This is a genomic window from Hymenobacter properus (genome assembly GCF_015694735.1).
GTDB lineage: Bacteria > Bacteroidota > Bacteroidia > Cytophagales > Hymenobacteraceae > Hymenobacter > Hymenobacter properus.
In genome coordinates this window covers 1092605-1117573 of the sequence record NZ_JADQDP010000001.1, presented here as the reverse complement: position 1 = coordinate 1117573, position 24969 = coordinate 1092605, and the positions used below count along the sequence as shown (strand labels likewise).

Genomic DNA, 24969 nt, shown 5'->3' with positions numbered 1-24969 from the left:
CGTGCTTCCGCCCTTTAACCCCATCACCAAAGCACCCTATACCGACGGGGAACGAAGTCATTTGCGGGCCAGCTTTGAGCAGGTAAGCGCTGAATATCGTCGGCAAAAGCGCTTGGGCGGGTGGTGCATGGGCGGCCTTTTCTTGGGGATGGTGTTGCTGCAGGTGGTGCCGGGCTCCATCCAGTCAGGAGGAGGAATTCTGATTGGCTTGGGATTATTGGCAGTTCTGATAATGCTGCTGGTGACCGGCTTGCGCATGGCTGGCCTCCTGCTTTGCCCGGGCTGCCACCAAAAGCTGGAGGAAATAGGCGCCTACTGCCCCGAGTGCGGCAGCCACGGGCTGAAACCCGGCGGTTGGTTTTCGTCGCCGCACTGCCCCACCTGCAACCGAAAGATGCGCCGGAACAAAGGACGCCATTATACCATTCGGGCCTGCTCGCACTGCGGGCTATATCTCGATGAGAAAGGCCTGTAGACGGTACCGCGCCGCCCGGAAAGCCAAGAGTGCTGCCACAGTAGCCATGTGCCTAATGCTGCCATAGCGAGGCCCCAAGCCACTGCCCCCGCTCGGCCCGCGTAGAGGAAATTGACCACAGGCCCGGCCAAAATGCAGCCGTCCCCTTAAACGAGTAAATCCGCCACAATTCTTTCGACCATGACGCCAAGTTCTCAAGCCCATAAGCTCCCCACCATTGCCTGCTTCGGCGAAATCTTATGGGACTTGCTGCCCACCGGCAAGCAGCCGGGCGGCGCGCCCTTCAACGTGGCCGTGCACCTGCACCAACTGGGCCTGCCCGTGCGCTTCATCAGCCGCGTGGGCGCCGACGAGCTGGGCGCCGAGCTGGTCGATTTTGTGGCGTCGAAAGGCGTGGCGACGGACCTCGTGCAGCACGACAGTACCCACCGCACGGGCATCGTGCACGCCAACGTCGACAACGCCAGCGAGGTAGTCTACGACATTGTGCAGCCCGTGGCCTGGGACTACATTCACTACGATAAGCTGGTAGAAGCCGCCGTGGCCAGCGCCGATGCCTTTGTGTTTGGCAGCCTGGCGGCCCGGCAGGCGGGCACCCGCGAAACGCTCTACCGCCTGCTCGAAAGCGCAAAATTCAAAGTGTTCGATGTGAACATGCGCCCGCCGCACGACACCCGCGCCGTGGTGGAACACCTGCTGAACCAGGCCGATATGGTGAAAATGAACCACCACGAGCTGGCCGAGCTCATGGCCTGGTTCGGTGCCGAAGCCGAGCCAGCAGCGGCCATGCCCTGGCTGGCCCAGCGCTTCGGCCTGCAAGCCGTGTGCGTGACTTGCGGAGCCGACGGCGCCCTGCTCTGGACGAATAATCAACTCTACCGCGCGCCCGGCATCGCTGTGCCGGTGCAGGACACCATCGGCAGCGGCGACTCGTTTCTGGCGGCGCTGCTCAAGGGCTGGCTTACCGGCCAGGCCCCCAGCGAGGCGCTGCGGTTTGCCTGCGCCACGGGGGCACTGGTGGCCACGCGCCAAGGCGCCACGCCCGCCTTTGCCGAAGCCGACGTGCGGGCGCTGCTGACGGCCGCCGGTGGGCGCTAGCGGGGCAGTGGCCGCGCTTCTTCGGCCGCGAAGTGGCGCATGCGGTAGCAGTTCATGGCTGTGTCGCCGAGCTGCTCGATGAGCTTGTAGTTGGCCACGGCGCCCACGGCTGCCCCGATGACGGGCACCAGCTGGGCCATTTTGGCCAGGTCGATGTAGTCGCGGTATTCCTGCTGGAAGGTGCGCCAGTCGAACTCCTCCGGGTTCAGGGGCAGGCTGAGGCGGTAGGCGTCCCAGTCGGCCAGGCGGCGGTAGGTGGCGTTGCGGGTGTGCTGGCTGCTGAAAGCCAATTGAAACACGTAGAGCAAATACAGCCGCTCGGTGTAGTCGTGCACGTCGTAACCGTAGAGGGCGGCGGTATCGAACAGGAGCTTGATTTTGAGCCCCAGCAGCAGCGGAAAATCGGCCAGGCCCAGCAGAAAGCCGCCCGCGCCGGTCACGGCGCCTTCGGCCGTGGCCATGGTGCGGTAGTCGCGGATGCGGGTGCGTACCTCGGCCTCGCGGGCAGCAAACGCCACGCCGGCCAGCGGCTTGCTGGTGGTGTGCCGCGAGCCAAACAGCACGCCGCGCACCATCTGCTTGATGGCGGCGGTGATGGCCTGGTGCACCTTCTCGGGCAGCAGGGCATTGAGGCGCACCTGCACGCGGTGGGCAAAGTTGTTCAGAAACGAGGGGCGCCGCTGCATCCGGAGCTGCCAGGCGCGCAGTTCTATGCGGGTTTGCTGTTCGTCGGGGTTCATGGGCGCAAAGTAGCGCGGACGCTGCGAGTCCGCGCATCGGTAGGACGTTCGCCTCGGCGCGGACTTGCAGCGTCCGCGCTACAGCGTAGCCGTTTGCGCCTCCCGGTTTTCGCGTGGCTTGGTCACGAGGTAATACCAGAGCAGAATGCCCAGGCCGATGAGAAACGGCACCAGCGCCAGGTGCTTGCCCGTGATGGTGGGCGTGACGTGTACCGTATCGAACCCGAAAAACTCGCTGGTCATCCAGTAGGAGTTGGCCGTAATCCAGAACACGATGGCCAGGTTGTGGGCCAGCTCCGAGGCCAGCGCGCGGGTGCGCCAGGCAATAATCAGGGCAATGCCCAGCGTGGGCACCACCATAGCCAGCCCCAGCGGCCGCCACACCATGCACCAGGCAATGTCTTTGAGCAGCCAGAACAGGATGTGCGTGTTTTCCATCTTCCGGTACGTGGCCGGAATGCTGTACACTTCTTCGGAAACCTCGGGCGCAGGGGCGGACATAGGGCAAGGCGAAAGCCCAAAAATAAGCCAGGCGGCTATTCTCCCGGCGCCCCGATGCCCAGTGCCTGCAGCTGCGGGCGGTACTTGTCGTAAATCACCCGCAGGTCGGCGTTGTGCGTGGCCGCATCTACCCCAATGCTCACGTTGCGGGCGTGAAAGCGGTGCAGGTGGCTGATGTGGGGGCACACCACCGGCAGCTGCCCCGCAAGCAGGAAGCGCACGTAGAGGTCCAGGTCCTCGGCCATCTTCAGCTCATTGTCGTAGCCGCCCACTTCATCCACGAAGGCGCGGCTGTAACACACGTTGCCCTGAATGAAGTGCTCGGCCCGAAAAATGGCCTGGAGCATGGCCGTGGGCGTGTCGAACTGCCAGGCGTAGTAGTCCTCGTTTGGCAGGTAGCGGCCGTGCTCGTCCACGCGCAGGAAATCGGCCACAAACCAGGAGCGGCCGGGATTAGCGTTGATTTGGGTGCCGTAGTGAAACAGGGTGCGCTGCAGCAGAAAGTCGTCGTCGTCGAGCGGCACAATCCAGGCGTCGGGCGCGGCTTCCCGGATGAGCTGGTTGCGGGCCAGCCCGGCCAGCTGGCGGCCCGGCGTGTGCCAATGGCGCAGCGGCGGGCCCGGCTGGCCGGCGGCCTCGCGCAGGAAAGCGGCCGTGCCATCGCGCGAGCCGTTGTCGAAAATCAGGTGCTCAAAGGAGAAATCGAGGGGCGCGGTCACGGTGGCGCGCACGCTGGCCACGGCTTCGGGCAGCAGCTCGCGGCGCTGGTGGGTAGGAGTGATAACGGAGAAATGCATACGCGGCTTTTCAGCATCTTTTCGGCGACGGGCCGAAAAAGTTGCTCCCGGCCGCGCCTTTCACCAGCCGTATGGGGGCAAGCGGCGTGCTGTAAGGCACTTACTTCGTGCTGATTTTGCTTTTCAGCCAGGTGTTCAGCTCGCCGGCGGCGGCCAGGTCGCGCACTTTCTCCAGCGGTTTGAGGGTGCCCAGGCCGCCCAGGGCGTAAAGTTTCAGCATGGCTTGCACGCCTTCGGCGTTCAGGGTAAGGGCGTCGGTCACGTCGGGGTGTTGCAAGCTGTAGCGCGTCCAGCCGCCCATGAAGGCCATGAGCAGGTCGGTTTGCTTGCCGTACAGCTCGCCCACGTAGGGCTGCAGTCCGATGGACACTTTGGGGCTGCCACTGGCCCACTCCAGCAAAAAGCGCTGGGCTTGCTTGCGGCGGGTCAGGTCCTGGTTTGCGGGAGTGGCTTCCAGCCAGTTGATGGTGTTGATGACCTGAGGCTCGTATTTAGCGAAGTCGTCGGGCTTGCTCAGGGTGTATTGGGCGGGCACGTCGAAGGTCTGAGCCGAAGCTGCCGCGGGCAGGCCACCGAGCAGAAAGGCAAGTAGAAGTTTTTTCATGGAAAGTAGCAGGGACAAGAATGGGCTCAAGGTAGGCAGCCTGCGGCAAATGACCACACCTGCCCTCAGGCGCACACTCCGGCAGCCGGCGCTGCGGCCTTACCTTGCCCCGAAATGAAAACATCCGCTATTTTCAACTGGAGCGGGGGCAAAGACTCGGCCCTGGCGCTCTACAAAGTGCAGCAAATCGGCCACTACCGCCTCCAGACGCTGCTCACCACCCTGAGCGAGCCCTACCAGCGCATCTCCATGCACGGCGTGCGTGCCGCTCTGCTCGACCGGCAGGCCGCCAGCCTCGGCCTGCCGTGCCGCAAGCTGTTCCTGCCCGAAATGCCCAGCATGGATGCCTACGAGCGCCTGATGGCCACCACAATGGCAGAGCTTAAAAACGAAGGTGCCACGGCCGCCATCTTCGGCGATATTTTTCTGGAAGACCTGCGGCGCTACCGCGAAGAAAAGCTGGCCGCGGCCGGCTGGGAAGCTGTATTTCCGCTCTGGGGCGTGCCCACCGGCGAGCTGATGCGCGAGTTTCTGGCCCTGGGCTTCAAAACCATCACCACCTGCGTCAGCGACAAATACCTCGACCAGAGCTTCGTGGGCCGCGTCATCGACGAGCAGTTTCTGCGCGACCTGCCCGCCAACGTGGACCCCTGCGGCGAAAACGGCGAGTTCCACACCTTCGTCTTCGACGGGCCCAACTTCCGCGAGCCCGTGGCCTTCGAGAAAGGCGAAATTGTGCACCGCCGTTACCAGCCCGCGCCCAAAGCCGATGATGCGGACTACGAATGTGGCGATAAGGCCGACGCGAGTCCGTTCGACACAGGTTTCTGGTACTGCGATTTGCTGTAAATCAGAACGTCATGCAGCGCGCAGCGAAGCATCTCGCGTGCAAGAGTAATTCAATCGTCAGGATTAGTGGCCGCACGCGAGATGCTTCGCTGCGCGCTGCATGACGGGCCAGAATTACGCGCCTGATGACCCCGCTGCGTCCAGCGTGCGGCTTAAGTCCATGGCCTGTTGCACAATTTCCGCTGGGAAGCCTGCCCGGGCCAGCAGGCGGATGGCGTTGCGGGTGCGCAGCGGGCCGGGTTTGAGCAGGTAATCGAAATGCCAGCTGGTTTCGGTCACGGTTTCGGAGAAGTGGTATTCCGTGAACGCGGGCGCCAGCAGCTGGCCCAGCTCGCCGTCGTGCGTGGAAGCTATTACCAGGCTGCGCGGCTGCAGATACGCCAGCACGGCCTGCGTGGCAGCAATGCGCTCCACGGTGTTGGTGCCTTTGAACAGCTCATCAAGAATGAACAGGTAGCCTCCCCCGCCGGCTTCGGCCGCCTTCACGAAGCCGAGGATGGTTTCGGCTTCGGCGAAGTAATAGCTCTTGCCCTCGGTGAGGCTGTCGGCCAGGTTGATGCTGGACACCACCCGCCGGAAGGGCGCGGCGTAGGCTGTGGCCGGGCAAGTGGCAATGGTTTGGGCCAGCAGCGTATTGAGGCCCACGGCGCGCATAAACGTGGTTTTGCCCGACATGTTGGAGCCTGTGAGCAGCACGCTGGTGTGGGCCACGGCCAAGTCGTTGGGCACGCAGCCGGGCACCAGTGGGTTGTAGGCGCCCGCTAGGTGCAGGCCCGCTTGGGTGGTGAATTGCGGCACGCAATGCGGGTGCCGCGCCCGAAACCCGGCCACCGCCACCGCGCTGTCCACGTAGCCCACTGCCTCGTACACCGCCCGGATGGCTCCGAAGTGCTGCTCTACCTGGCGCCGGCAGCTGTGGTACACAATGAAATCGAGCAGCAACACCATTTTGATATACTGCAGAAACAGCCACGGCAGCATCGCCAGGTCCGACTGCACCACTTCGTTGGCCTGCAAAAACGCTACCCGGTTCACGATGGCGCCCAGGCGGCCCAACGCCTCGGGCAGCCCGCGCAGTGCCGTCAGCGGCAACTGTTGCCGGGCCAGGTCGCGGCCGGTGCGGTAGAGGCTGCCCAGCTGCAGCATGGGCCGCACGCCTACTGCAATGCGGCTCTGGTACCAGAAATGCAGCACCGCATGCAGCACCACCAAGGCCCCCGAGAGCAGCCACAGCGCCGGCTGCCAGAAGCCACCCACCACCGTGGCCAGGAGCAGCAGCACCAGCGCGGGCGCGGCGGCCGTCCAGGGCAGGGCCGGCAGGGCGTTGCCGGTGAGGATATCGGGCAGGTAGTAGGCCTGGGTGGAGGTGAGGCGGCGCAAGGCCAGCAGCGCCTGCCCGCGCGGGGCCGGGTCGGCCATCAAGCGGGCGGCCTGGTCGAAATCCTGCAAGGCGGCTTCGTCATTCGAAGGGCTGCGGAGGCGGTGGTAGAGGCATTGCTGGCCCACGCGGCTCACGGTGCTATCGAGCAGCGCAAACAGGTCGTTGCCGTTGAGGTCGGCCCAGGTCTGGTCGTCGAGGCGGTGGTAGGCGGGCTCCGTTTGCACGTTGGCATGGTAGCGGGCCACGAGCGGAAACAGGTGCGAGCGGGTGGCAGGCGTGCGCCACGCCGCTTCGAGGGCGGCTAGCTGGCTGGCGGTAGAGGTCCACATGGGAGCGGGGGAGGGGCCGGCCCGTAAGTGGGCGGGGGCGGGCAAAAGTAAGGGTGCCCACCGGGCCCAACGGTTTGGGTTACTTTTTCAAATCTGCCGTATTGGTCAGCGGCGCCGTTGCCTAACCCATTCCCAGCTATTGCCCAATTCATGCCTTCCCTTTTTCGCAAAGCGCTAAAAGTTGTCGCCTACACCGCCGTCGGCCTTGGTGGGGTGGTGGCGGCTTACCTGGGTTCGGCCTTCGTGCTTTCGCGCATTGCCGTGCCCAAGGCCCAGCCCAACGCCCCGGCCGATGTGCCGGTATTCCTGAAGTCCAACGGCGTGCACACCGATATTGTGGTGCCCGTCAAAACCGCCCAGATGGACTGGAGCAAAACGCTGCCCTACAGCAATATTCCCTCCGGCGACACCACCCTGCGCTACATTGCCTTCGGCTGGGGCGACAAAGGCTTTTACCTCGACACGCCCACCTGGGCCGACCTCAAGTTCAGCACCGCCTTTGTGGCCGCGTTCTGGCTGGGCTCGTCGGCCATGCACACCACCTACCTGCGCAGCCTCACGCCCGGCCCCGACACCGTGCCGCTCACCCTCAGCCACGCCGAGTACGCCCGCCTCATCCGCTACATCCAGGATAGTTTCGACTACGACGCCGCTGGCCGTCCGCAGCACATCGAGGGGCACAGCTACGGTGCGGATGATGCTTTCTACGAGGCCCACCGCGTCTATAGCTTCCTCTACACCTGCAACACCTGGACCAACAACGCCCTCAAAGCCAGCGGCCAACGCGCCTGCCTCTGGACGCCCGCCGACAAGGGGATATTGTATCAGTACGGTCGGTAGGGGAACGTTCTGACGTCGACGCCTCACCCCCTGACCCCCTCTCCGGAGGGAGAGGGGGCACCGGTGCTGCTCCTGACGTCAGGCTCCCCTCTCCATTGGAGAGGGGCCGGGGGTGAGGCGCCACTTCTGCAACTAAACTACGCGAGATGCTTCGGCTGCGCTCAGCATGACGGTCAATTATCACCAAAAACAAACCGGCCCCGCCGGCTGCAACGCCAACGGGGCCTAACGGGTGGAACCATGGAGCCAAGGGCTCGGGCGGGGCTTAGTTCAGCCACACATCGGCCACTTGCTCGAAACGGTGGGCAGCGAAGGCGCCGTAGGGCCGCTCGGCGTAAAAGCCGAGGATGTGCACCTGCGGCTGGCCGGTGCGCACGTGCGGCAGCACGCGCACGGCGTACACGCGGCCGGCTTCGGGCCAGTCGCCGACGAAGTCGGCCGGGCGCTGCTTGTCGTTCACGCAGCGGGCAAATTGCTGCAACGGCAGCGGCGTGGGGAGCTTGACGTTTGACATGTCCAAAGATACTGATTTTACAATAAACTAAAAAATTTGGCGGAAATTATTTTAGTCTTTTTTGGAGAGAAGCAGGCTAATTACGCTTTCATCACATGATTATATGATGAATTGCACGGCCGGATGAATACGCCAAGCCAAGAAGGTTAAAGGCCATACAAAACAAATTACTAAATTGATTAGTAAATAGCATGCCAATCCGTTGGGATAGACGGATGGACACGGCTATGCTTACATCGTTGCACGATTTTATTTCGGCCTCCCTGTTCTCCACTCGGGAACTGCCTTTGTTTGGTTGCCCGGTGCCGGCGGGCTTCCCCTCGCCCGCCGACGACCACCTCGAGGGGCCGTTCGACCTGAACCGGCTCTTGTTTCGGCACCCGGCCTCCACGTTCCTGGCCCGCGTCAGCGGCGATTCCATGATTGAAGCGGGCATTCACCCCGGCGACTTGGTGGCCGTTGACCGGGCCCTGCGCGCCGACCACGGCAGCATTGTGGTGGCCGTGGTGGAGGGCGAGCACACCATCAAGCGCCTGCAATTCCGGGCCGGCCAGCCGTGGCTGGTGGCCGAAAATGCCCGCTACGCGCCCCTGCCCATCGACCCCGATGTGGGCCTGCTGGTGTGGGGAGTGGTGACGCACGTGATTCATTCGCTGGCAGGCGCACCGGCGGCGAAGTGAAGGCCGGCGAGCGTGTCAAAAATGAAATATTTATTTTATGAAATGCCGCTACTGTCGATGAAGAGGGGGGATTCATCGGCGAGCCTTTGCAAAAATCCGGATGTACGCCCTCGTCGACTGCAATAATTTTTACGTGTCCTGCGAGCGGGTTTTTGCGCCCCAGCTGGAAGGCCGGCCCGTGGTGGTGCTGAGCAACAACGACGGCTGCCTGATTTCGCGCTCGCAGGAGGCCAAGGACCTTGGCCTGAAAATGGGCGAGCCCTACCACTTGGTGCGGCCGCTGCTGGAGCAGCACCGGGTGCAGGTGTTTTCGTCGAACTACGCGCTGTATGGCGACATGAGCCGGCGCGTGGTGCAGGTAATGAGCAGTTTCACGCCGGCCGTGGAGGTGTACTCCATTGACGAAGCCTTTCTGGATTTCAGTGGCCTGGATTGGATAACCAAGAAATCAGACTTGCTGACCTACGGCCAGCAGGTGCGCAACACTGTGCTGAACTATACCGGCATTCCCACCTGCGTGGGCATTGCCCCTACTAAAACACTGGCGAAACTGGCCAACCGACTCGCCCCCAGAACCGGCCCCACGCGGACCATGGTACTGGCCACTGCTGCTGACTGGGAGCCTGCCCTGGCCCGGGTGCCCGTTGATACCATCTGGGGCGTGGGGCGGCGCTACGCCCGCAAGCTCACCGAGCTGGGCATCAACACCGGTTTGGAACTGGCCCGCTTGCCCGAGCACTGGCTGCGCCGCCACCTGGGCGGCGTGGTGGGCCAGCGCCTGTGGCGCGAGCTGCACGGCCAGCCCTGCCTGGAGTGGAACCCCGCCGAGTGGGACGACGACCAACTGCAGCCCAACACCGCCAGCCGCCACAGCGTGACCTGCACCCGCTCCTTCGGCCGGCCTCAGCACCAGGAAACCGTGCTGGCCGAAGCCGTGGCCACCTTCGCCACCAAAGCGGCCGAGAAGCTGCGCCGCCACGGCCAGGCCGCCCACCTCGTCACGGTGATACTGGGCACTGACCGGTTTGCGCCCGCGCCCGGCCCCAAAACCCACACCGCCGTCATCAGCCTGCCCACCAGCACCAACGACACCGGTATGCTCATCAAGGCCGCGCTGCAAGGCTTGCGCCACCTGCGCCGTGCCGGCACGGCCTACCACCGGGCCGGGGTGCTGCTCACCGGCCTGGAGCCGGAGGGGCAAGCGCAGTTGGGTTTGTTTTCCGGCTCGGCTGCCGACCAGCAGCGCAGCCAGCAGCTCATGAAGGCCATGGATGGGCTCAATGCGCGTTTTGGCCGGCAACTGGTGCGGTCGGCGGCCATGGGCGTCGCCAAAAATGTGGACGGGCTGCTGCAGAAACCGGTGTGGGCGGGGCGGGCCGCCCACTGTTCGCCGCGCTACACCACCGGCTGGGACGAGCTATGGCAGGTGCGCTAAGCTTGGTTTAGCGCACCACAACGTTTCTGGTTACTAATCCATTGGCGCCTTGCGCCCGCAGCACGTAGAGGCCGGGGCCAAGACTTGTGAGGTTTAACTCAATTGCCTTTTCAACGCCGGTTTGTTTCAGCACCGTCTGGCCCACGGCATTGTTCAGCCACAGCGTAGCTAGGCCGAACTGGGCCGGCAGCTCTACCCGCAGCCGCCCGGCCGCCGGGTTGGGGTACACGTTGAAGCCGGCTGCCGACGCGGCCGCCCGCGCAGGCAGCAGGGTGGCGTAAACGGATGCGGCGGCATCGGCGCTGGCTTGCAACTGGGGCAGGGTGGGGGCCACCAGCACGGCGAAGGTGACGGTGGTGGAGTCGCCGGGGGCCAGCCGGGCCACGCGGGTGCCCACCACCTGCGAGACGTCGGCCCCATTGGGCAGACCGGCGGTGCGCTGGGCGCGGGCGGTGCCATTGCTCAGCGTCAGGAATTTCTCGGCCAGCGAGAAGCCGTCGGCCAGGCGCACTGCACTGCCCACCGGGGCGCCATTGTCAATGGAATACACCGCGGGCGTGCCGCCTCGCAGCAGCCGAATGCCGGCGTAGGCGGTGGGCAGGGGCTGCGGGGCGGTTTGGCCCACGGCGTAGGCGTAGCCGAGGGTGCGGGCGCTGTCCCAAGTGGCCACGTTGCGGGCCGCGCCGTCGGAATTAGGCAGGTCCCAATCGGTGAAAATGCCGGCGTAGAGCGGCTTGAGGGTATCGGCGGTAATGTTTTTGAGCGAATATTCCAGCAGCACAAAGTCGCGCAGACCCGCTGCAGCATAGGCATAAGCCCGCTGGCGCACGCGCACGCCCACGCTGCGCACCCGGCTGCCGGCCACCGGCACGGTGTCTTGAAACACCACGCGCGCTTCCTGGGTGGCGCGGGGGCCGGGCTGCTGGCGGGTGGCCTGCGCCAGGCTGAAAAACGACTGGCGCGACTGCCCACCGCTGGTGCGTAGCCGGTCCGACACGCGGGTGGCGCTGGTGGCCAGCAGCAGGCCGCCCTCGCTGAGGATGTTGCTGCTGCCGCGGTAAGTCAAGCCCGCCCCGACGGTGCCGGCCAGGTTGTCGTAGGCCAGGTTGCCGCGGCTGGTCAGGGTCAGGGCCAGGTCGTTGGCGTCGAGCACCACATAGTCGGGGTTCAGCACAAGGTCCACGTACTGGTCTAGCTGAAAGCCGCCGGTGGCCGTGAGGCGGTAGCGCAGCGTGGCTGTGGTGTTGAGCGGAATGCCGCTGGCAGCCACCGCCAGCCGGAAGGGCGCGGCCGTATTGCGGGCCCGGCCCAACGTGGGCAGGCTGCCCACCACAAAGCTGCCCTGCCGCACCGTGACGTAGGGCGACAGCGAGGTGAGCGTGACCGTGAGGCCCGCCACCGGCTGCAGCAGGTTTTGCACGTCGGTGGTCAGCCGAATGGTGTCGCCCGGCAGGTAGGCCGTGCGCTGCGGCGCGAAGTAGCTGGTCACCACGCGGGCTTCCTGCAGGTTGGTGCGCGTCACGGCCTTGAGCACGTTGAGGCGGCCCGTGCCGAGGCGGCCCACCCACTGCGCATTGGCGGGCAGGTTGTCGATGTTGTCGGTGGTTTGGCGCAGCTGGGCGGCCACCTGGTCGGAGTTGTACTGCGGAAACACGCGCCGCACCAGCGCCGCCGCCGCCGACACCAGCGGCGCGGCAAAGGAGGTGCCGCCCACGGCAATGTAGTCGTTGTCCTGCACGCCGTAGGTGGTGAGAATGCTGATGCCCGGCGCCACCATATCAACCCGGTGGCTGAACGTGCCGTTGGGGCTCTTCTGGTCGGTGCTTTGCACGCCTGACACCGACAGCACGTGGTCGTAGGAGGCAGGGTAAAAAAGCAGGTCGGCGTTGGTGTTGCCGGCGGCGGCCACCAGCACGGCGTTGCGGTTCACGGCGGCGTAGGTGATGACGTCCTGCTCGAAGCGCGAGTAGCCGCCCACGGCGCCCCAGCTCATGTTGATGACCTGGCAGCCGTGGTCGGCTGCGTACACAATGGCCTCGTAGCCGGCAAACACGCCGGTGGGCGTGTTGGGGTAAATGGACAGCGGCAGAAACCGGCAGCGGTTGCCCAGGCCCGCGATGCCCACGCCGTTATCGGTGCGGGCGGCCGTCACGCCCGCCACCAGCGTGCCGTGCACAATGGTGGGGTCGTAGCCGGCGTTGTTGTCGTTGTTGGCCAGGTCCCAGCCGGTGAAATTGTCGATGTAGCCGTCGTTGTCGTCGTCGAGGCCGTTGATGGGGTCGGCGTAGTTGTGCTTCACCTGCTGGCGCAGTTCCTCGTGGGTGAGGCGCACGCCGCCGTCGGTGATGCCGATGACGAGGCTGCTGTCGCCGCGGGTGATGTCCCAGGCGCGGTAGGCTTTAATCTGCTTGAGGTAGAACTGGCTAGTCGTGATGTCGGTCAGCGTCGAGTCGGCCATGGGGTCGTTGGGCTGGTAGAGCGGCTCGCGGATGTAAAGCGGCTCCACGTACTCCACGGCGCCGGTGGCCAGCAGCGCGGCGCGGGCCCAGTCCAGCGTCACAGTGGCAGGCAGCTGTAGCTGGTAGATGCCGCGCAGCTCCACGCCACCCGGCCGCTCCGGGCTGGGCGCCAGCGCCCGCGGAAACTTCTGCTGCAAAGCGCCCGCGCCCAGGGAGCGCAGCACCGCGTCGAGCGCGGACGGCGCCTTGCCCGGCTGCAGCTTCAGCACCAGCCGGCCGGGGATGGTGGGCGGGGCGGCCGAAGCCGCCCAGGGCAGGGCCAGCCCCATCAAAAACAGAAAAGCGAATAAGCGTAGGATGTTTCGCATCAGGCAGAAGGATAGAACTATAGGCGGATAGTAAAGATAAGCATCTACGCAACCACTGGGATTGCAGCTTGCCCATGCCCCGAAATAATTTGCCGCTCAAAAATGTATAACGCCAAGCGTCAAAACGCCAGTTAAAAGGCGGTATAAACCAGCCGTCGTGCCGCGCGCCGCCGTCGCGGCCCTACCGCGCAACGTAGTTACTCACTACTGCAGTAGAGCCGCGGCGGCGGCGCGCGGCACGACGGGCTGGGGGGCTAAGCGCAGCGCTTAACGGGCGCGCTTAAGCTTGTTGCCGTTGCTGTATTTGTAGGCCTTGGGCGCTTTCACGGTTTTGGAGCGCTCCAGGCTATTCGGCTTGAGGTCGATGACCGGCCGTATGGTTTCGCGCCGGAAATGGACCTTGCTGGTCTTGCCTTTGCTCGACTCGGAAGTATGAGAGAAAGCACGCTTAGCTTTCACTTTGGGGCGGTTTTGGGCCTGCACGGTGCTGGTCGCAAAGCAGGCCAGGAGCAGCAGGAGGAATAACTGTTTCATGGCAGTGTCAGGTTGATGCGTTTAAATGAAAGGGGCGGGTAAGAGGCCAAAAAGTTAATCTTTGAGCAGACCGCGCACGTCGTCGCGCAACGACTCAATGCCGTGGCGAATGCTGGAAAGCATGCCGGAGTCGCCGCCCTCGGTGGTGTGCTGGCCGAGCTGGGCGGCCAGCTGGGCGCGCTTGGTTTCGAGGGCGTCGGCGTGCTGCTCGTGGGTGCTGGCCGAGCCGGCGACGGTAGCTTGGGCGCGGTTGCGCAAGGTTTGAATCTTGGCATCAAGCTCTTCAAGGGCTTGGTGCAGCTCGGCCTCGCTGAGCTGGGGGGCGCGCTGATGGATGGGCGTGGACATGGCGAAGGAAATCAGGACAAAGGAACCTAGGCTTTGTACTGCAATTGCGCCGGAAAAGATGCCGCCCCGCCGCCGGGACCGGCAAAAACTACTGCCCGAAGGTGCGAGGCAGGCCCAGCTCGCGGGCCAGCGGTGCGGCGCCCGACTGCCACAGGGCGGCCAGCACGGCGTTGGCGGTTTCGGCCAGCTCCAGGTGGTAGTCTTCGTGCAGCTTGGCGGTTTGCTTCAGGGCCTCCTGGGTGCGCTTGGCCAAGTGCTGCAGCAGCGGCTGGGTGGGGCCGTGCAGGCGGGCCGTGGCCTCGGCCTGGTGCCGGAACACGTTGGCCAGCAGGCGCCAGCTCAGCTCCACTTCGCCAAAAGCGTCGTCGGTAATCTTGGCGTGGTAGGCCAGGCGGGCCTGCAGCTGCCGCAGTATCACCAGCAGGTCGTTGGGGGTGGGGTGGTAGCCGCGCACGGGGTCGTCGACCTGGGTGCGCAGGGCGGCGCGGCGAGTTTCCAGTGCCTCGGGCCCTTCGAGCAGGCGGAAGGCCAACTGCTCGGTCAGCACCGCGTCCTGGGCCACGAGGCGGGCCAGGAGCTGGTCTTTCTCGCGTTCGGGCAAGGCAAAGAGGGCACGGCGCAGGTCGGGCGTAAGGGCGGGCATGGCACAAAAATACCGTGCGCAGCAGTTGCAGGTTACGGCCGCCAGCGCCAAATAGCCAATGCGCCTATGCAGGCCAGCAAAGCAAGCGGCCCCTCCCAGCCGGGCGCCGCAAGCAGGGCCCAGCTTTCGGTGAGTTGGTTCGTGTTGGGATACCAGTTTTCAGCCACCGTCAGGCGTTCCCACAGGGGAGCTGATACCGGTTCAGCCTGTGGCTCAGGGGCGTCTGCTGGTTCTGGCAGAGCGGCCGGGCGCAGGAGCGGGTCGGTCCAGCGCTGGCGGGCTGAGCCACCGTTGAAAGCATAAAAAGTCGGCCGGTAAGCCGGGTGGTGCAGGTCCAGGAAGTACTTTTTTACATTGTACTGCGCCATCAAATCCAGCACCAGCACCAAAGACGCGTAGCGGGCCCGCTCGCCGAAGTAGACGCGCAGGCCGTCCCGCCCCGGGTCGCTTTCCCAGCCCCGACTCAGCGTGCGGATGGTTGTGGCCAAACGGCGCCCGGCCGCTGAATCGGCCGAACGGCTTTGCCCAAATTCAATGGTGTGCCAGTTGCGGAAATAAGCCAGCTGCGAATAGCGCAGGTACGGGCCATAGTGTCGCATTCCGCCCCAAAGAAAGTCGGAGTCGGGCCGGGGCGGCATGGTTAGCTGCATCACATTGCGCAGCTTGAACTGTATCGGGTGCTGGGCCACCAGCACGCAGCCCAGCCACAGCAGCCCCGCCAGCGCCAGCAGGCCCGGCGGCAACAGCAAGGGGCGGCGGTGGCGGCGCGGCAGGTGAAGGTGCATGAGCATAGGCGTAGCGCGAACTTCAAGGTCCGCGCTACAAAACGCCCGCCGCCCGCCGTTTAGTCTATCAGCGTCAGGTTGTAGGTCAGGCCCAGCCGAAAGCCGTTGTTGAACTCGAACACCGGAAACCGGGTGGCCGGGTCGGGGTCGTAGTGCTGGGTAATCTGGTTGAGCAATTGCAGCTCCAGGCGAAAGTCCTGGCCGAACTGGTAGCCCAGGCCGGCGGCCAGGCGGTTCTGGTTGAAGACGTTGGTGGTGATGTCGCGGCCGAAGTTGAGGAACACCTCGTCGAAGGCCGTGAAATACCACTCGTTGTCATCGAGCGAAGGGCCCTGCAGCGGGATTTCGCCGGCCAGCTGGTAGCGGATGCGGTTTTGGCGCTGCCACACGGCATCGTTGCCCAGGGGGCCGCTGGCGCCGGGCACCCCAATGAAGCGCTGCTCCAGGCGCAGGCGGTGCGTGAGGCTCACCCGGCCCAGCGAGTCGGTCAGGGTCAGGTCTTCGTAGAAGCGCTTTTCGGGGTAGGTGCCCTGGTCGGCCACCGGATGGTTGCCGTAGTAGTAGGTGTTGAGGAAGGTATAGCCGCCGCCCACTTTCAGGCGCGGCAGCAGCTGGTAGCCCGCGCCGGCCCGCAGCAACTGCTGCTGCCAACCCGTGATGAAGCCCGTGCGGCGGGCTTGATATTCGGTGTGGACGGTGATGCGCGGCCCCAGCCGGTGGTCGCCCTCGTACACGTACCAGCCAATGCGGTTAAAATCGTCAATTCGATTGACCGGGTTCTGGGCCCGGACGCCCAGGGGCAAAAGCAACAGTAGCAGCAGGTATTTCACCGGGCGAAGGTACGGCCAACCCCGGCCGTGCCTCAGCCGTGCCGAGCCAACTCCTGCAACTGCCGCACCTCGGCGTCCTGGGTGTCGCGCAGCTCTTTGTTGCGGGTGCACAGGTCGGTGGTGAAGTAGGGCGGCACCGGGTGAACCGTGCCGCGGGGCCCATAAGCCTTATCGACCCGGTAAGCGTAAATCAAAACATCGGCTCCGACCCGAAAAGAAGTGCCACAGGAGGCGCCCATCGTAGCTGTGAGCACCGTCACGGTAGCGGCCACGGGTTCGCCTTTGAATTGCTGCGTGACGGCAAACGTGAACTGGCGGTATTGCTGACTGGAAGTTACCACCGTATCGGCCCCGGTGCGCGTCCGGATGTGCACCGTATCCGTCTTTTCCACCAGTGCCTCGGCCACCACCCGGCCCGTGAAAACGAGGTTGGCCTGAGCGTGGGCTTTGGCAATCTTTTGCTTTTCCGGCAGCTTTGCGTTGACGCAGGAACAAGCCCACGCGCCCGAGAACTGAAGCAGAAGGGTACAGGTGAGGAACAGGAATTTCAACACTTTCAACATGGGAGTTTGGTCGGTAAGGTGTGCTGGGAGGATGCAGCCAGTGGCCATTTTCCACATGACCTCTTTCATAATGGTGCAGCCTCGCTCTGCGCGAAGCGCTGAAATCTGATTTCAGGCGCCCGCCCACCAATGGGCCGCCTAATCTAACATTCCGCAGGCTTTTGCCGTTGGCACAAGCCTGCACTACTCGCCCTTCATGTTTCGTTTTTCCTCGCTGGCGCTGCTGGCTGCCTGGGTTCCCGTCGTCCCACTGCTGGCCCAAACATCGGTGGCCGACACCACCGCCCGCGCCGTGGCCCTGCCCGAAGCCACCGTCACCGGCTATGGCCAGCGCCTGCCGCTGCGCCGCACGGCCGCCGCCATTGGCGTGCTCGACGCCGGCACCATTCAGCAGTTCAATCCCGCCGCCCTCACCCAGGCCGTGAACACCCTGCCCGGCGTGCGGCTGGAGGAACGGGCCACGGCCAGCTACCGGCTCAGCATTCGGGGCAGCACGCTGCGCTCGCCGTTTGGGGTGCGCAACGTGAAGGTGTACTACAACGGCATCCCCTTCACCGAAGCCGGCGGCAGCACCCCGCTCAACCTGCTCGACCCCGCCCTCATCGGCCGCCTCGAAGTGCTGAAAGGCCCGGCTGGCAGCGTGTATGGGGCCGGTACGGGCGGCGTGGCTCGCTTCGGCACACCCGAAGTGGCGGCCGGCACCAGCCGGGTGGCGGCCGGCGCCACCGTGGGCAGCTACGGCCTGCGCCGCGCCACCCTCACAGCCGAAACGGGCAGCGCCACCAGCAGCGTTCGCGCCCAGTATGCCCACCAGGAACTAGACGGCTACCGCCAGCAAAGCGCCCTGCGGCGCGACGTCTTCGCGCTGGACGTGCGCACCGTGGCCTCGCCCAAAACCACGCTAGCCGCCCACCTGCTCTACGCCGACATCAACTACCAGCTGCCCGGCGGCCTCACCCGCGCCCAGTTCGAGGCCGACCCGCGGCAGGCGCGGCCGGGCACCGCCACGGCGCCCGGCACGGTGGCGCAGCAGGCGTTTTACGCCTCGCGCACCGGCTTGCTGGGGCTCACGCACGAGTACCGTTTTTCGGATAAGCTGGAGCTGGAAACCACACTTTATGGCAGTGGTACGGCCATCCGCACGCCCTACCTGGTCGATTATGAGCGCAACACCGGGCTGGGGCTGGGTGGCCGCTCGGCCCTAAGCTACCGCACGGCGCTGGCGGGCCGGGTGCTGCGGCTGCAGGGTGGGGGCGAGTTTCAGGCCGGCTTCACGGACGGGCGCAGCTACCAGAACAACGGCGGCACGCCCGGTGCGCTGCGCTACAACGACGAAATAACCACCACCACGGGCTTCGCATTTGCCCAGGCCGACTACAGCCTGCCCGCCGACCTGCTGCTGACCGTGGCCGCCAGCTACAACCGCCTGCGCTACGGCATCGCGCGGGTGAGCAATGCCGCCACCCAACCCAACGCTTACCAGTTCAGCCGCGACTTCCGGCCCGAAGTGTCGCCACGTGTAGCTCTGCTTAAGGAGTTTAACCTTGGCCTCTCGGTATATGCCAGCGTGAGCACCGGCTTCGCGCCGCCCACCGTCGAGGAAATCCGGCCCTCCGATGCCAGTCTGAACGGCGAGCTGCAGGCCGAGCGCGGCACCAGCTACGAGGTGGGTACGCGCGGCAGCTTCTTCCAAAACCGGCTGCGCTATGAGCTAACCGTGTTTGATTTTGAGCTACGCCAAACCATCACCAGCAGCACCACCGACCAGGGCATCGTCGTGTTTCGCAACGCGGGCCACACCCGCCAGCGCGGCTTCGAAGCAGCCCTGAGCGGTTGGCTGTGGCAGCAACCCCAAATAACCAGCGTGGTGTACCGCGACTCCACGAAGCGGATGCCCCGACCTGAAAAAACCGGCCTGCGCGCCTGGGCCAGCTATGCCTACAACGACTTCCGTTTCCGCGACTACCCTGGCCGCACCGACCTGCTCGGCAAACGCCTCACCGGCAGCACGCCGCACACGCTCAGCGCCGGGCTGGAACTCACCGAGCGGCTGGGGTTCTACTTCAGCCCCAACCTCAGCCACCAGGCCCGCGTGGTGCTCAACGACTTCAACACCGACACGGCGCCCGGCTACTGGGTATTTGGGGCGCGCGGCGGCTGGCGGCGCACCCTGGCCGGCCACCTCGAAACCGATGTCTTCGCCGGCCTCGACAATGCCACTAATAGGCGCTACAGCCTCGGCAACGACCTCAATGCCTTTGGCGGGCGCTACTTCCAGCCCGCGCCGGGCCGGGCCTGGTACGCGGGTGTGCAGCTGAGCTGGCGCTGGTGAAAAGGCAAAAAAATAGCCGGCAGCGAAAGCTGCCGGCTATTTGGGCGCAAACCGCGCAGAGCCTGCTTACTTAATCAGGTTCAGGCGGATGGTTTGCGTGGTTTTGTCGGTCACCAAGCGGGCCAGGTAGATGCCTTCCTGCAGGGCGCCGCCCAGCGGGAACGAGTACCGTACGCCTGCTTCGGCAACCCCGCTGCCCACGGTGGCTACCACGCTGCCTTTCACGTCATACACCACCAGGGAGTAGTGCGTGGCTTGGGGCAGGGTGAATTCCAGGGTGGTAGTGGCCGCAAACGGGTTCGGGTAAGCGTGCAGGTTCGAGGTGGCTTCGACGCTCGGGCTGGTGGTGGGCGTAAGGGCCACTCGCAGCTGGGCCGAAGTCGTGTTCAGGAACATGCGGCAGTTGTCGAACAGCTCGTTGATGGCGCCGGCCGCTCCGCTGATTTCGGAGAAGCTGGGGTTGCCGCCCGCGTTGGCATAGGAGGCGCCGCCGAGGGCCTTGTTGGCCAGCGTCAGCAGCGAACCCACCGTGGGAGTGGCGCCCATGTGGCTCAAGTTGCCCATCACCGAGGCCGGGATGTTCTTCGTCATGCCGGTCAGGTCCAGCGGGTCGGGCCCGCTGCAGCTCAGGGCATTATACGAAGTCATAACAGCGCTCAGCGGCACGTCGGCCAGGGTGTTGTCGAGGCGCGTGTTCAGGCTCAGGGCCAGGGTTTGGCCAATCAGCACGTTGTTGAACCTGCCGTTTTTCAGCACGGAACCCGGCAAGCTGCAACCGCTCGCATTGCCAATGCTGGGGAGCGCCGCAGCGGAGCCACCGGCCGGCATGGCGTCGATGATGCACTGGGCAGCCGACGATGCCGTGGCAGCCGAGAAGGTAATGCTGCGGCCCGAAACCCCGAGCGTCAGGTCGCCCCCGCTGCTGAGCAGGTTGGTGATGAGCTGGGTGCGGCGCACGCCGGGGTACTTGCAGATGACGCCGTTGCCGTTGCCGTAGCCGCCCTGCGTGAGGGTGCAGTGCTGCACCAGGCAGTTGTCGGCCACCACCTTCGTGGCAGCAGTCGTCGAGCAGGAGTTGAAGTCGGTCACGGTCACGGTGTAGTCGCCGGCCACCAGGCCAGTAGCCACGCGCGTGGTCGACACTACTGCAGGCTGGCCGGTGAGGCGCCAGGCGTAGGAATAGGGCGCGGTGCCCCCCGCAACTGTGGCCGTAGCCGTACCGTCGGTTTTGGCGCAGGTTTCGTTAGTCGAAACAGCCGAAGCCGTCAGCAGCTCAGGCTGGCCGATGGTAGCCGAAGCGGTGGCCGTGCAGCCTTTCGCATCGGTCACCGTCACGCTGTAGGTGCCGGCGCCCAGGCCCGTGCGGTTCTGCGAGGTAGCCCCGCCGTTCCACAGGTAGCTGTAGGGCATAGTGCCGCCAGTTACGGTGAGGGTAATGGTGCCGTTCGTGCCATCGAAGCAGCTCACATCGGTCTTAGCAGCCGAGGCCGTGAGGAGGGCGGGCTGACCAACCGTGGCAGAAGCGGTGGCCGTGCAGCCGTTGGCATCGGTAACGGTCACGTTGTAGGTGCCGGCAGGCAAGCTCGCGAGGTTCTGCGTGGTTGCCCCACTGTTCCAGGCATAAGTATAAGGAGTAGTACCCCCCGTCACCGTGAGCGTAATGGTGCCGTTGCTGCCACCGTTGCAGCTCACATCCGTTTTCGCGGCCGAAGCCGTCAGGAGCATGGGTTGACCGATGGTAGCCGAAGCAGTAGCCGTGCAGCCTTTCGAGTCGGTAACCGTCACGTTGTAAGTACCAGTAGCCAGACCCGAGCGGTTCTGCGACGTGGCCCCACCGTTCCACAGGTAAGTATAGGGAGCGGTGCCGCCAGTTACGGTCAGGGTAATGGTGCCGTTGGTGCCGTTGTAGCAGCTTACGTCTGTTTTAGCTGCGGTGGCCGTCAGCAAGGCAGGCTGACCGATGGTGGCTGAAGCCGTAGCCGTACAGCCGTTGGCATCCGTTACCGTCACGTTGTAAGTGCCAGCAGCCAGACCCGAACGGTTCTGCGAGGTGGCCCCGCCGTTCCAGAGGTAAGTATAAGGTGCCGTGCCACCGGTTACGGTCAACGTAATGGTGCCGTTGGTGCCGTTGTAGCAGCTCACGTCCGTCTTGGCGGCCGAAGCTGTCAGCAGTGCGGGTTGGCCGATGGTGGCCGAAGCGGTGGCGGTGCAGCCCTTCGAGTCAGTTACGGTCACATTGTAGGTGCCAGCAGCTAAGCCCGAGCGGTTCTGCGTGGTGGCGCCGCCGTTCCACAAATACGTGTACGGGGCGGTGCCACCAGCCACGGTTAGGGTGATGGTACCATTGCTACCACCGTTGCAGCTCACGTCCGTCTTAGCGGCCGAAGCCGTGAGGAGGGCAGGCTGACCAACCGTAGCCGAGGCAGTGGCCGTGCAGCCGTTGGCGTCGGTAACCGTCACGTTGTAAGTGCCGGCAGCCAGACCTGAGCGGTTCTGCGACGTGGCCCCGCCGTTCCACAGATACGTGTAGGGAGAGGTGCCACCAACCACTGTCAGGGTGATGGTGCCGTTACTGCCACCGTTGCAGCTCACGTCCGTTTTCGCGGCCGAAGCCGTCAGAAGAGCAGGTTGGCCGATGGTAGCCGAAGCAGTGGCCGTGCAGCCGTTAGCGTCGGTCACGGTCACGTTGTAAGTACCAGCAGCCAGGCCGGTGCGATTCTGGGTGGTTACCCCGCCGTTCCAGGCATAGGTATAAGGAGCAGTACCCCCGGTCACCGTGAGCGTAATGGTGCCATTGCTGCCGTTATAGCAACTCACGTCCGTCTTGGCGGCCGAAGCAGAAAGAGCGGCAGCCGGCTGGACAATGGTAGCCGATGCCGTAGCGGTGCAGCCGTTAGCATCCGTTACCGTCACGTTGTAGGTGCCGGCAGCGAGGCCCGAGCGGTTCTGCGACGTTACGCCCCCATTCCAGAGGTAAGTGTAAGGTGCAGTACCGCCAGCCACCGTGAGGGTGATGGTGCCGTTGGTCCCGTTATAGCAGCTCACGTCGGTTTTTGCTGCCGAGGCAGTCAGGAGTACCGGCTGGCTAATCGTTGCCGAAGCAGTAGCGGTGCAGCCCTTCGAGTCAGTTACAGTCACGTTGTAAGTGCCAGCAGCTAAGCCCGTGCGGTTCTGCGAAGTGGCGCCGCCGTTCCAGAGATAGGTGTACGGGGCGGTGCCGCCAGCCACGGTCAGGGTGATGGTACCGTTGGTGCCATTGAAGCAGCTCACGTCGGTCTTAGCAGCCGAAGCCGTCAGGAGAGCGGGTTGGCCGATGGTGGCCGAAGCAGTGGCCGTGCAGCCGTTGGCATCCGTCACGGTCACGTTGTAGGTGCCAGCGCTGAGGTTGTTGCGGTTCTGCGAGGTGGCCCCGCCGTTCCAGAGGTAGGTATAAGGAGCCGTGCCGCCGGTTACGGTCAACGTAATGGTGCCGTTGGTGCCGTTGTAGCAGCTCACGTCCGTCTTGGCGGCCGAAGCTGTCAGCAGTGCGGGTTGGCCGATGGTGGCCGATGCCGTCGTGGTGCACCCATTCGCGTCGGTCACGGTCACGTTGTAGGTGCCGGCCGCCAGGCCGCTGCGGTTCTGCGAGGTTACCCCGCCATTCCACAGATAGGTATAAGGCGAAGTGCCCCCGGTTACCGTGAGGGTGATGGTGCCGTTGCTACCACCGTTGCAGCTCACGTCCGTCTTGGCAGCCGAGGCCGAAAGCGCGGCGGCCGGTTGCGCAATAGTAGCCGATGCCGTAGCCGTGCAGCCGTTGGCGTCGGTAACCGTCACGTTGTAAGTGCCGGCGCCAAGGCCGACGCGGTTCTGCGTGGTAGCCCCGCCGTTCCACAGATACGTGTAGGGCGAAGTGCCGCCGGCCACCGTCAGGGTGATGGTGCCGTTGGTGCCGCCAAAGCAGTTCACATCGGTTTTAACCGCCGAGGCCGTCAGGAGCATAGGCTGGCTGATGGTGGCCGAGGCCGTGGCCGTACAGCCTTTCGCATCCGTTACCGTGACGTTGTAAGTACCGGCGGCCAGGCCCGTGCGGTTCTGTGTGGTGGCCCCGCCGTTCCACAGATAGGTGTAGGGAGCGGTGCCGCCGGCCACCGTGAGCGTAATGGTCCCAGTGGCATAACCAAAGCAACTGACGTCCGTCTTCGCAGCCGAAGCCGTCAGCAGCGCCGGCTGCGCAATGGTGGCCGAGGCGGTGGCAGTACAGCCATTGGCGTCGGTGACCGTTACGTTGTAGGTGCCAGCGCCGAGGCCGGTGCGGTTCTGCGACGTGGCGCCGCCATTCCAGAGGTAAGTGTAGGGAGCCGTGCCGCCGGCTACGGTGAGGGTGATGGTGCCGTCGGTGCCGCCGTTGCAGCTCACATCGGTTTTGGCCGCCGAGGCCGTGAGCCCGGAAGCAGGTTGCGTGATGGTGTAGGAGGCAAAAGCCGAACAGCCTATGGCGTCCGTCACAGTCACGGAGTAGGTGCCGGCGGCGAGGCCGGTCCGGTTCTGGGAAGTGATACCGCCACCCCAATCGTAGGTGTAAGGAGCCGTGCCGCCCGAAGCCGTGAGCGAAATGCTGCCGGTGTTTCCGCCGAAGCAAGCCACGTTTACAGTCGTTGCCGCCAAGCTGACCTTGTTCACGTTCACTATCTTCTGGCAGACGTCGGTCGACGTCACGCCCAGGCGGGTAGTTACCAGTTTCACGGTATACGACCCGCTGGTGCCGCCCGCCAGCACACTCACGCTGGGCAGGTTGGTGGCAGTGGTAAACGAACTGCCCGAAGTATTGTTGAGAAGCGTCCAGGTATAACTGTCCATACCGGCCGGGCCGGTGAAAGTAGCCGTGCTCCCACTGCAAATGGTGGCCGGCCCCGAGATTGCACAAGAGGGCGCGGGCGGCATCAGAATATCAGTACCCTTAATCTGGTTGTCCTGCGAGCCCAGAGTGATGCCGTCCACGTTGTCGAGCTTGAAGTGGTACGGCCCCCCGCTGATGGAGCCCGAGCCCAGCCCCGGCCCATACGACAGCGTGCCCGCCGCGCCCGTGCCGCTCACCGACAAGTGGCCACCCATCAGAATAAGCACGTTCGGCGAGGCCGAATCCCAGTGCAGGTCGTAGTCAGCATAAATATCGGAGCCCCCGGAGTAGCTCACCAGGTCGAGGTGAGCATTGGTCACGGGCGAGCTGCCATAAATCTGCACACCGCGCTTGCTGGTGCTAGCGCCGTCGTACACCGCCACTTTGGCCGCCACGTTTCCCGCCGGCGCGTTTGGCAACGACGAATAACTCGCCGCCACCGCATTGGCCGCCACCATCTTGTTGGGACCTGCGAGGTTGCTGTTATACAGCGCATTCACCATGGCCGCAGTGGCCTGCGGCCCCAGCGCATTGCCCGCCACCGAAAGCGCCGTGAATGGCCCGCCCGTGATGGTATTGTAGTCGGCCAGGGCCTGGTCGTAGCCCGTCACGAAGTCGTAGGCGTGAATGCCCCCTTTCGTGGCCTGGTGGCTGAAGTGCAGCACGTGGTGGTTACCCGACGTGGTCGGGATGCCCACCAGCACCAGGCGCTGCAGCGTCGAAGTGCCCTCGTAGTACACCGAGTTGTTTTGCTGCAAAATCGAGTTTATCCAGGCTTCGTTGCCCGGTTCGTTGGCAAACTGCCGGAAGTCGGTGGATTGCCCGTAGCTGGCGGTGGCAGCGCCGCCCAGCAGTAGCACTGTACACAGCAAGGGCAGCAACCGCTGCAGCAGCCAGCCCAGCGGCCCGGCCTTCGGATTGCCATCTGCCGGTGTTAGACCAAAGCGCGATGGGTATTGGAGATGTGTATTCATTTGGAGTGCAG

Annotated in this window: 21 protein-coding genes; 7 read left to right on the top strand and 14 right to left on the bottom strand. The window is 64.5% G+C overall.

Annotated features, from left to right (window positions below):
* Position 1 precedes the first annotated feature (1 nt).
* Both I2I01_RS04820 and I2I01_RS04815 read left to right on the top strand, forming a co-directional pair.
* A complete protein-coding gene (locus I2I01_RS04820; protein ID WP_196285272.1) occupies positions 2–475 on the top strand; it encodes a hypothetical protein in 474 nt (157 codons plus the stop codon).
* A 180-nt stretch (positions 476–655) separates the two neighbouring features.
* A complete protein-coding gene (locus I2I01_RS04815; protein WP_196285271.1) occupies positions 656–1573 on the top strand; it encodes a carbohydrate kinase family protein in 918 nt (305 codons plus the stop codon).
* On the opposite strand, the gene I2I01_RS04810 is transcribed toward I2I01_RS04815, so the two are convergent.
* The 4 genes from I2I01_RS04810 to I2I01_RS04795 form a co-directional block, all read right to left on the bottom strand.
* Entirely contained in the window at positions 1570–2313 is a 744-nt protein-coding gene (locus tag I2I01_RS04810) for an EcsC family protein (RefSeq protein ID WP_196285270.1), read from the bottom strand. The two genes, I2I01_RS04815 and I2I01_RS04810, sit on opposite strands and share 4 nt — an antisense overlap.
* A 78-nt stretch (positions 2314–2391) precedes the next feature.
* Positions 2392–2814: a hypothetical protein gene (locus tag I2I01_RS04805; protein ID WP_211537811.1), complete on the bottom strand. Its 423-nt coding sequence runs from the start codon at positions 2812–2814 to the stop codon at positions 2392–2394.
* A 35-nt stretch (positions 2815–2849) separates the two neighbouring features.
* Positions 2850–3611 (bottom strand): glycosyltransferase family 2 protein, encoded by a 762-nt coding sequence (locus tag I2I01_RS04800; RefSeq protein ID WP_196285269.1) that lies wholly within the window; start codon positions 3609–3611, stop codon positions 2850–2852.
* 100 nt (positions 3612–3711) lie between these two features.
* On the bottom strand, positions 3712–4215 hold the full coding sequence (locus tag I2I01_RS04795) for a hypothetical protein (RefSeq protein WP_196285268.1): 504 nt from the start codon (positions 4213–4215) through the stop codon (positions 3712–3714).
* A 114-nt stretch (positions 4216–4329) separates the two neighbouring features.
* Between I2I01_RS04795 and I2I01_RS04790 the strand changes: the two genes are divergently transcribed.
* Positions 4330–5064: an adenine nucleotide alpha hydrolase gene (locus I2I01_RS04790; RefSeq protein ID WP_196285267.1), complete on the top strand. Its 735-nt coding sequence runs from the start codon at positions 4330–4332 to the stop codon at positions 5062–5064.
* A 114-nt stretch (positions 5065–5178) separates the two neighbouring features.
* On the opposite strand, the gene I2I01_RS04785 is transcribed toward I2I01_RS04790, so the two are convergent.
* Positions 5179–6774, bottom strand: coding sequence for a MutS-related protein (locus I2I01_RS04785; RefSeq protein ID WP_196285266.1), 1596 nt, complete (start codon positions 6772–6774; stop codon positions 5179–5181).
* Positions 6775–6924: 150 nt separating this feature from the next.
* Here I2I01_RS04785 and I2I01_RS04780 point away from each other — a divergent pair, with 150 nt between their 5' ends.
* Complete coding sequence (locus I2I01_RS04780; protein ID WP_196285265.1) at positions 6925–7614, top strand: TIGR02117 family protein; 690 nt, start codon at positions 6925–6927, stop codon at positions 7612–7614.
* Positions 7615–7879: 265 nt separating this feature from the next.
* Here the strand turns inward: I2I01_RS04780 and I2I01_RS04775 are convergent, their stop codons facing one another.
* Positions 7880–8128, bottom strand: a complete 249-nt coding sequence (locus tag I2I01_RS04775) for a hypothetical protein (RefSeq protein WP_196285264.1) — start codon at positions 8126–8128, stop codon at positions 7880–7882.
* Between the two features lie 227 nt (positions 8129–8355).
* On the opposite strand from I2I01_RS04775, the gene I2I01_RS04770 reads away from it, so the two are divergent.
* Both I2I01_RS04770 and I2I01_RS04765 read left to right on the top strand, forming a co-directional pair.
* A complete protein-coding gene (locus I2I01_RS04770; protein ID WP_196285263.1) occupies positions 8356–8808 on the top strand; it encodes a LexA family protein in 453 nt (150 codons plus the stop codon).
* A gap of 100 nt (positions 8809–8908) precedes the next feature.
* Positions 8909–10243 carry a Y-family DNA polymerase gene (locus I2I01_RS04765; protein ID WP_196285262.1) on the top strand — a complete coding sequence of 445 codons (1335 nt, stop codon included), beginning with the start codon at positions 8909–8911 and terminating at the stop codon, positions 10241–10243.
* A gap of 7 nt (positions 10244–10250) precedes the next feature.
* Here the strand turns inward: I2I01_RS04765 and I2I01_RS04760 are convergent, their stop codons facing one another.
* The 7 genes from I2I01_RS04760 to I2I01_RS04730 form a co-directional block, all read right to left on the bottom strand.
* Positions 10251–13070, bottom strand: coding sequence for a S8 family peptidase (locus I2I01_RS04760; protein ID WP_196285261.1), 2820 nt, complete (start codon positions 13068–13070; stop codon positions 10251–10253).
* Positions 13071–13337: 267 nt separating this feature from the next.
* A complete protein-coding gene (locus I2I01_RS04755; RefSeq protein ID WP_196285260.1) occupies positions 13338–13604 on the bottom strand; it encodes a hypothetical protein in 267 nt (88 codons plus the stop codon).
* 54 nt (positions 13605–13658) lie between these two features.
* Complete coding sequence (locus tag I2I01_RS04750; RefSeq protein ID WP_196285259.1) at positions 13659–13952, bottom strand: hypothetical protein; 294 nt, start codon at positions 13950–13952, stop codon at positions 13659–13661.
* An 88-nt stretch (positions 13953–14040) separates the two neighbouring features.
* Positions 14041–14595: a hypothetical protein gene (locus I2I01_RS04745; protein ID WP_196285258.1), complete on the bottom strand. Its 555-nt coding sequence runs from the start codon at positions 14593–14595 to the stop codon at positions 14041–14043.
* 32 nt (positions 14596–14627) lie between these two features.
* Positions 14628–15380 (bottom strand): hypothetical protein, encoded by a 753-nt coding sequence (locus I2I01_RS04740; RefSeq protein ID WP_196285257.1) that lies wholly within the window; start codon positions 15378–15380, stop codon positions 14628–14630.
* A 59-nt stretch (positions 15381–15439) separates the two neighbouring features.
* Positions 15440–16210: a DUF2490 domain-containing protein gene (locus I2I01_RS04735; protein ID WP_211537810.1), complete on the bottom strand. Its 771-nt coding sequence runs from the start codon at positions 16208–16210 to the stop codon at positions 15440–15442.
* A gap of 32 nt (positions 16211–16242) precedes the next feature.
* Positions 16243–16773, bottom strand: a complete 531-nt coding sequence (locus tag I2I01_RS04730; RefSeq protein WP_196285256.1) for a hypothetical protein — start codon at positions 16771–16773, stop codon at positions 16243–16245.
* Between the two features lie 196 nt (positions 16774–16969).
* Here I2I01_RS04730 and I2I01_RS04725 point away from each other — a divergent pair, with 196 nt between their 5' ends.
* A complete protein-coding gene (locus tag I2I01_RS04725; RefSeq protein WP_196285255.1) occupies positions 16970–19105 on the top strand; it encodes a TonB-dependent receptor family protein in 2136 nt (711 codons plus the stop codon).
* A gap of 66 nt (positions 19106–19171) precedes the next feature.
* On the opposite strand, the gene I2I01_RS04720 is transcribed toward I2I01_RS04725, so the two are convergent.
* A complete protein-coding gene (locus I2I01_RS04720) occupies positions 19172–24958 on the bottom strand; it encodes a T9SS type A sorting domain-containing protein (RefSeq protein ID WP_196285254.1) in 5787 nt (1928 codons plus the stop codon).
* Positions 24959–24969: the final 11 nt, after the last annotated feature.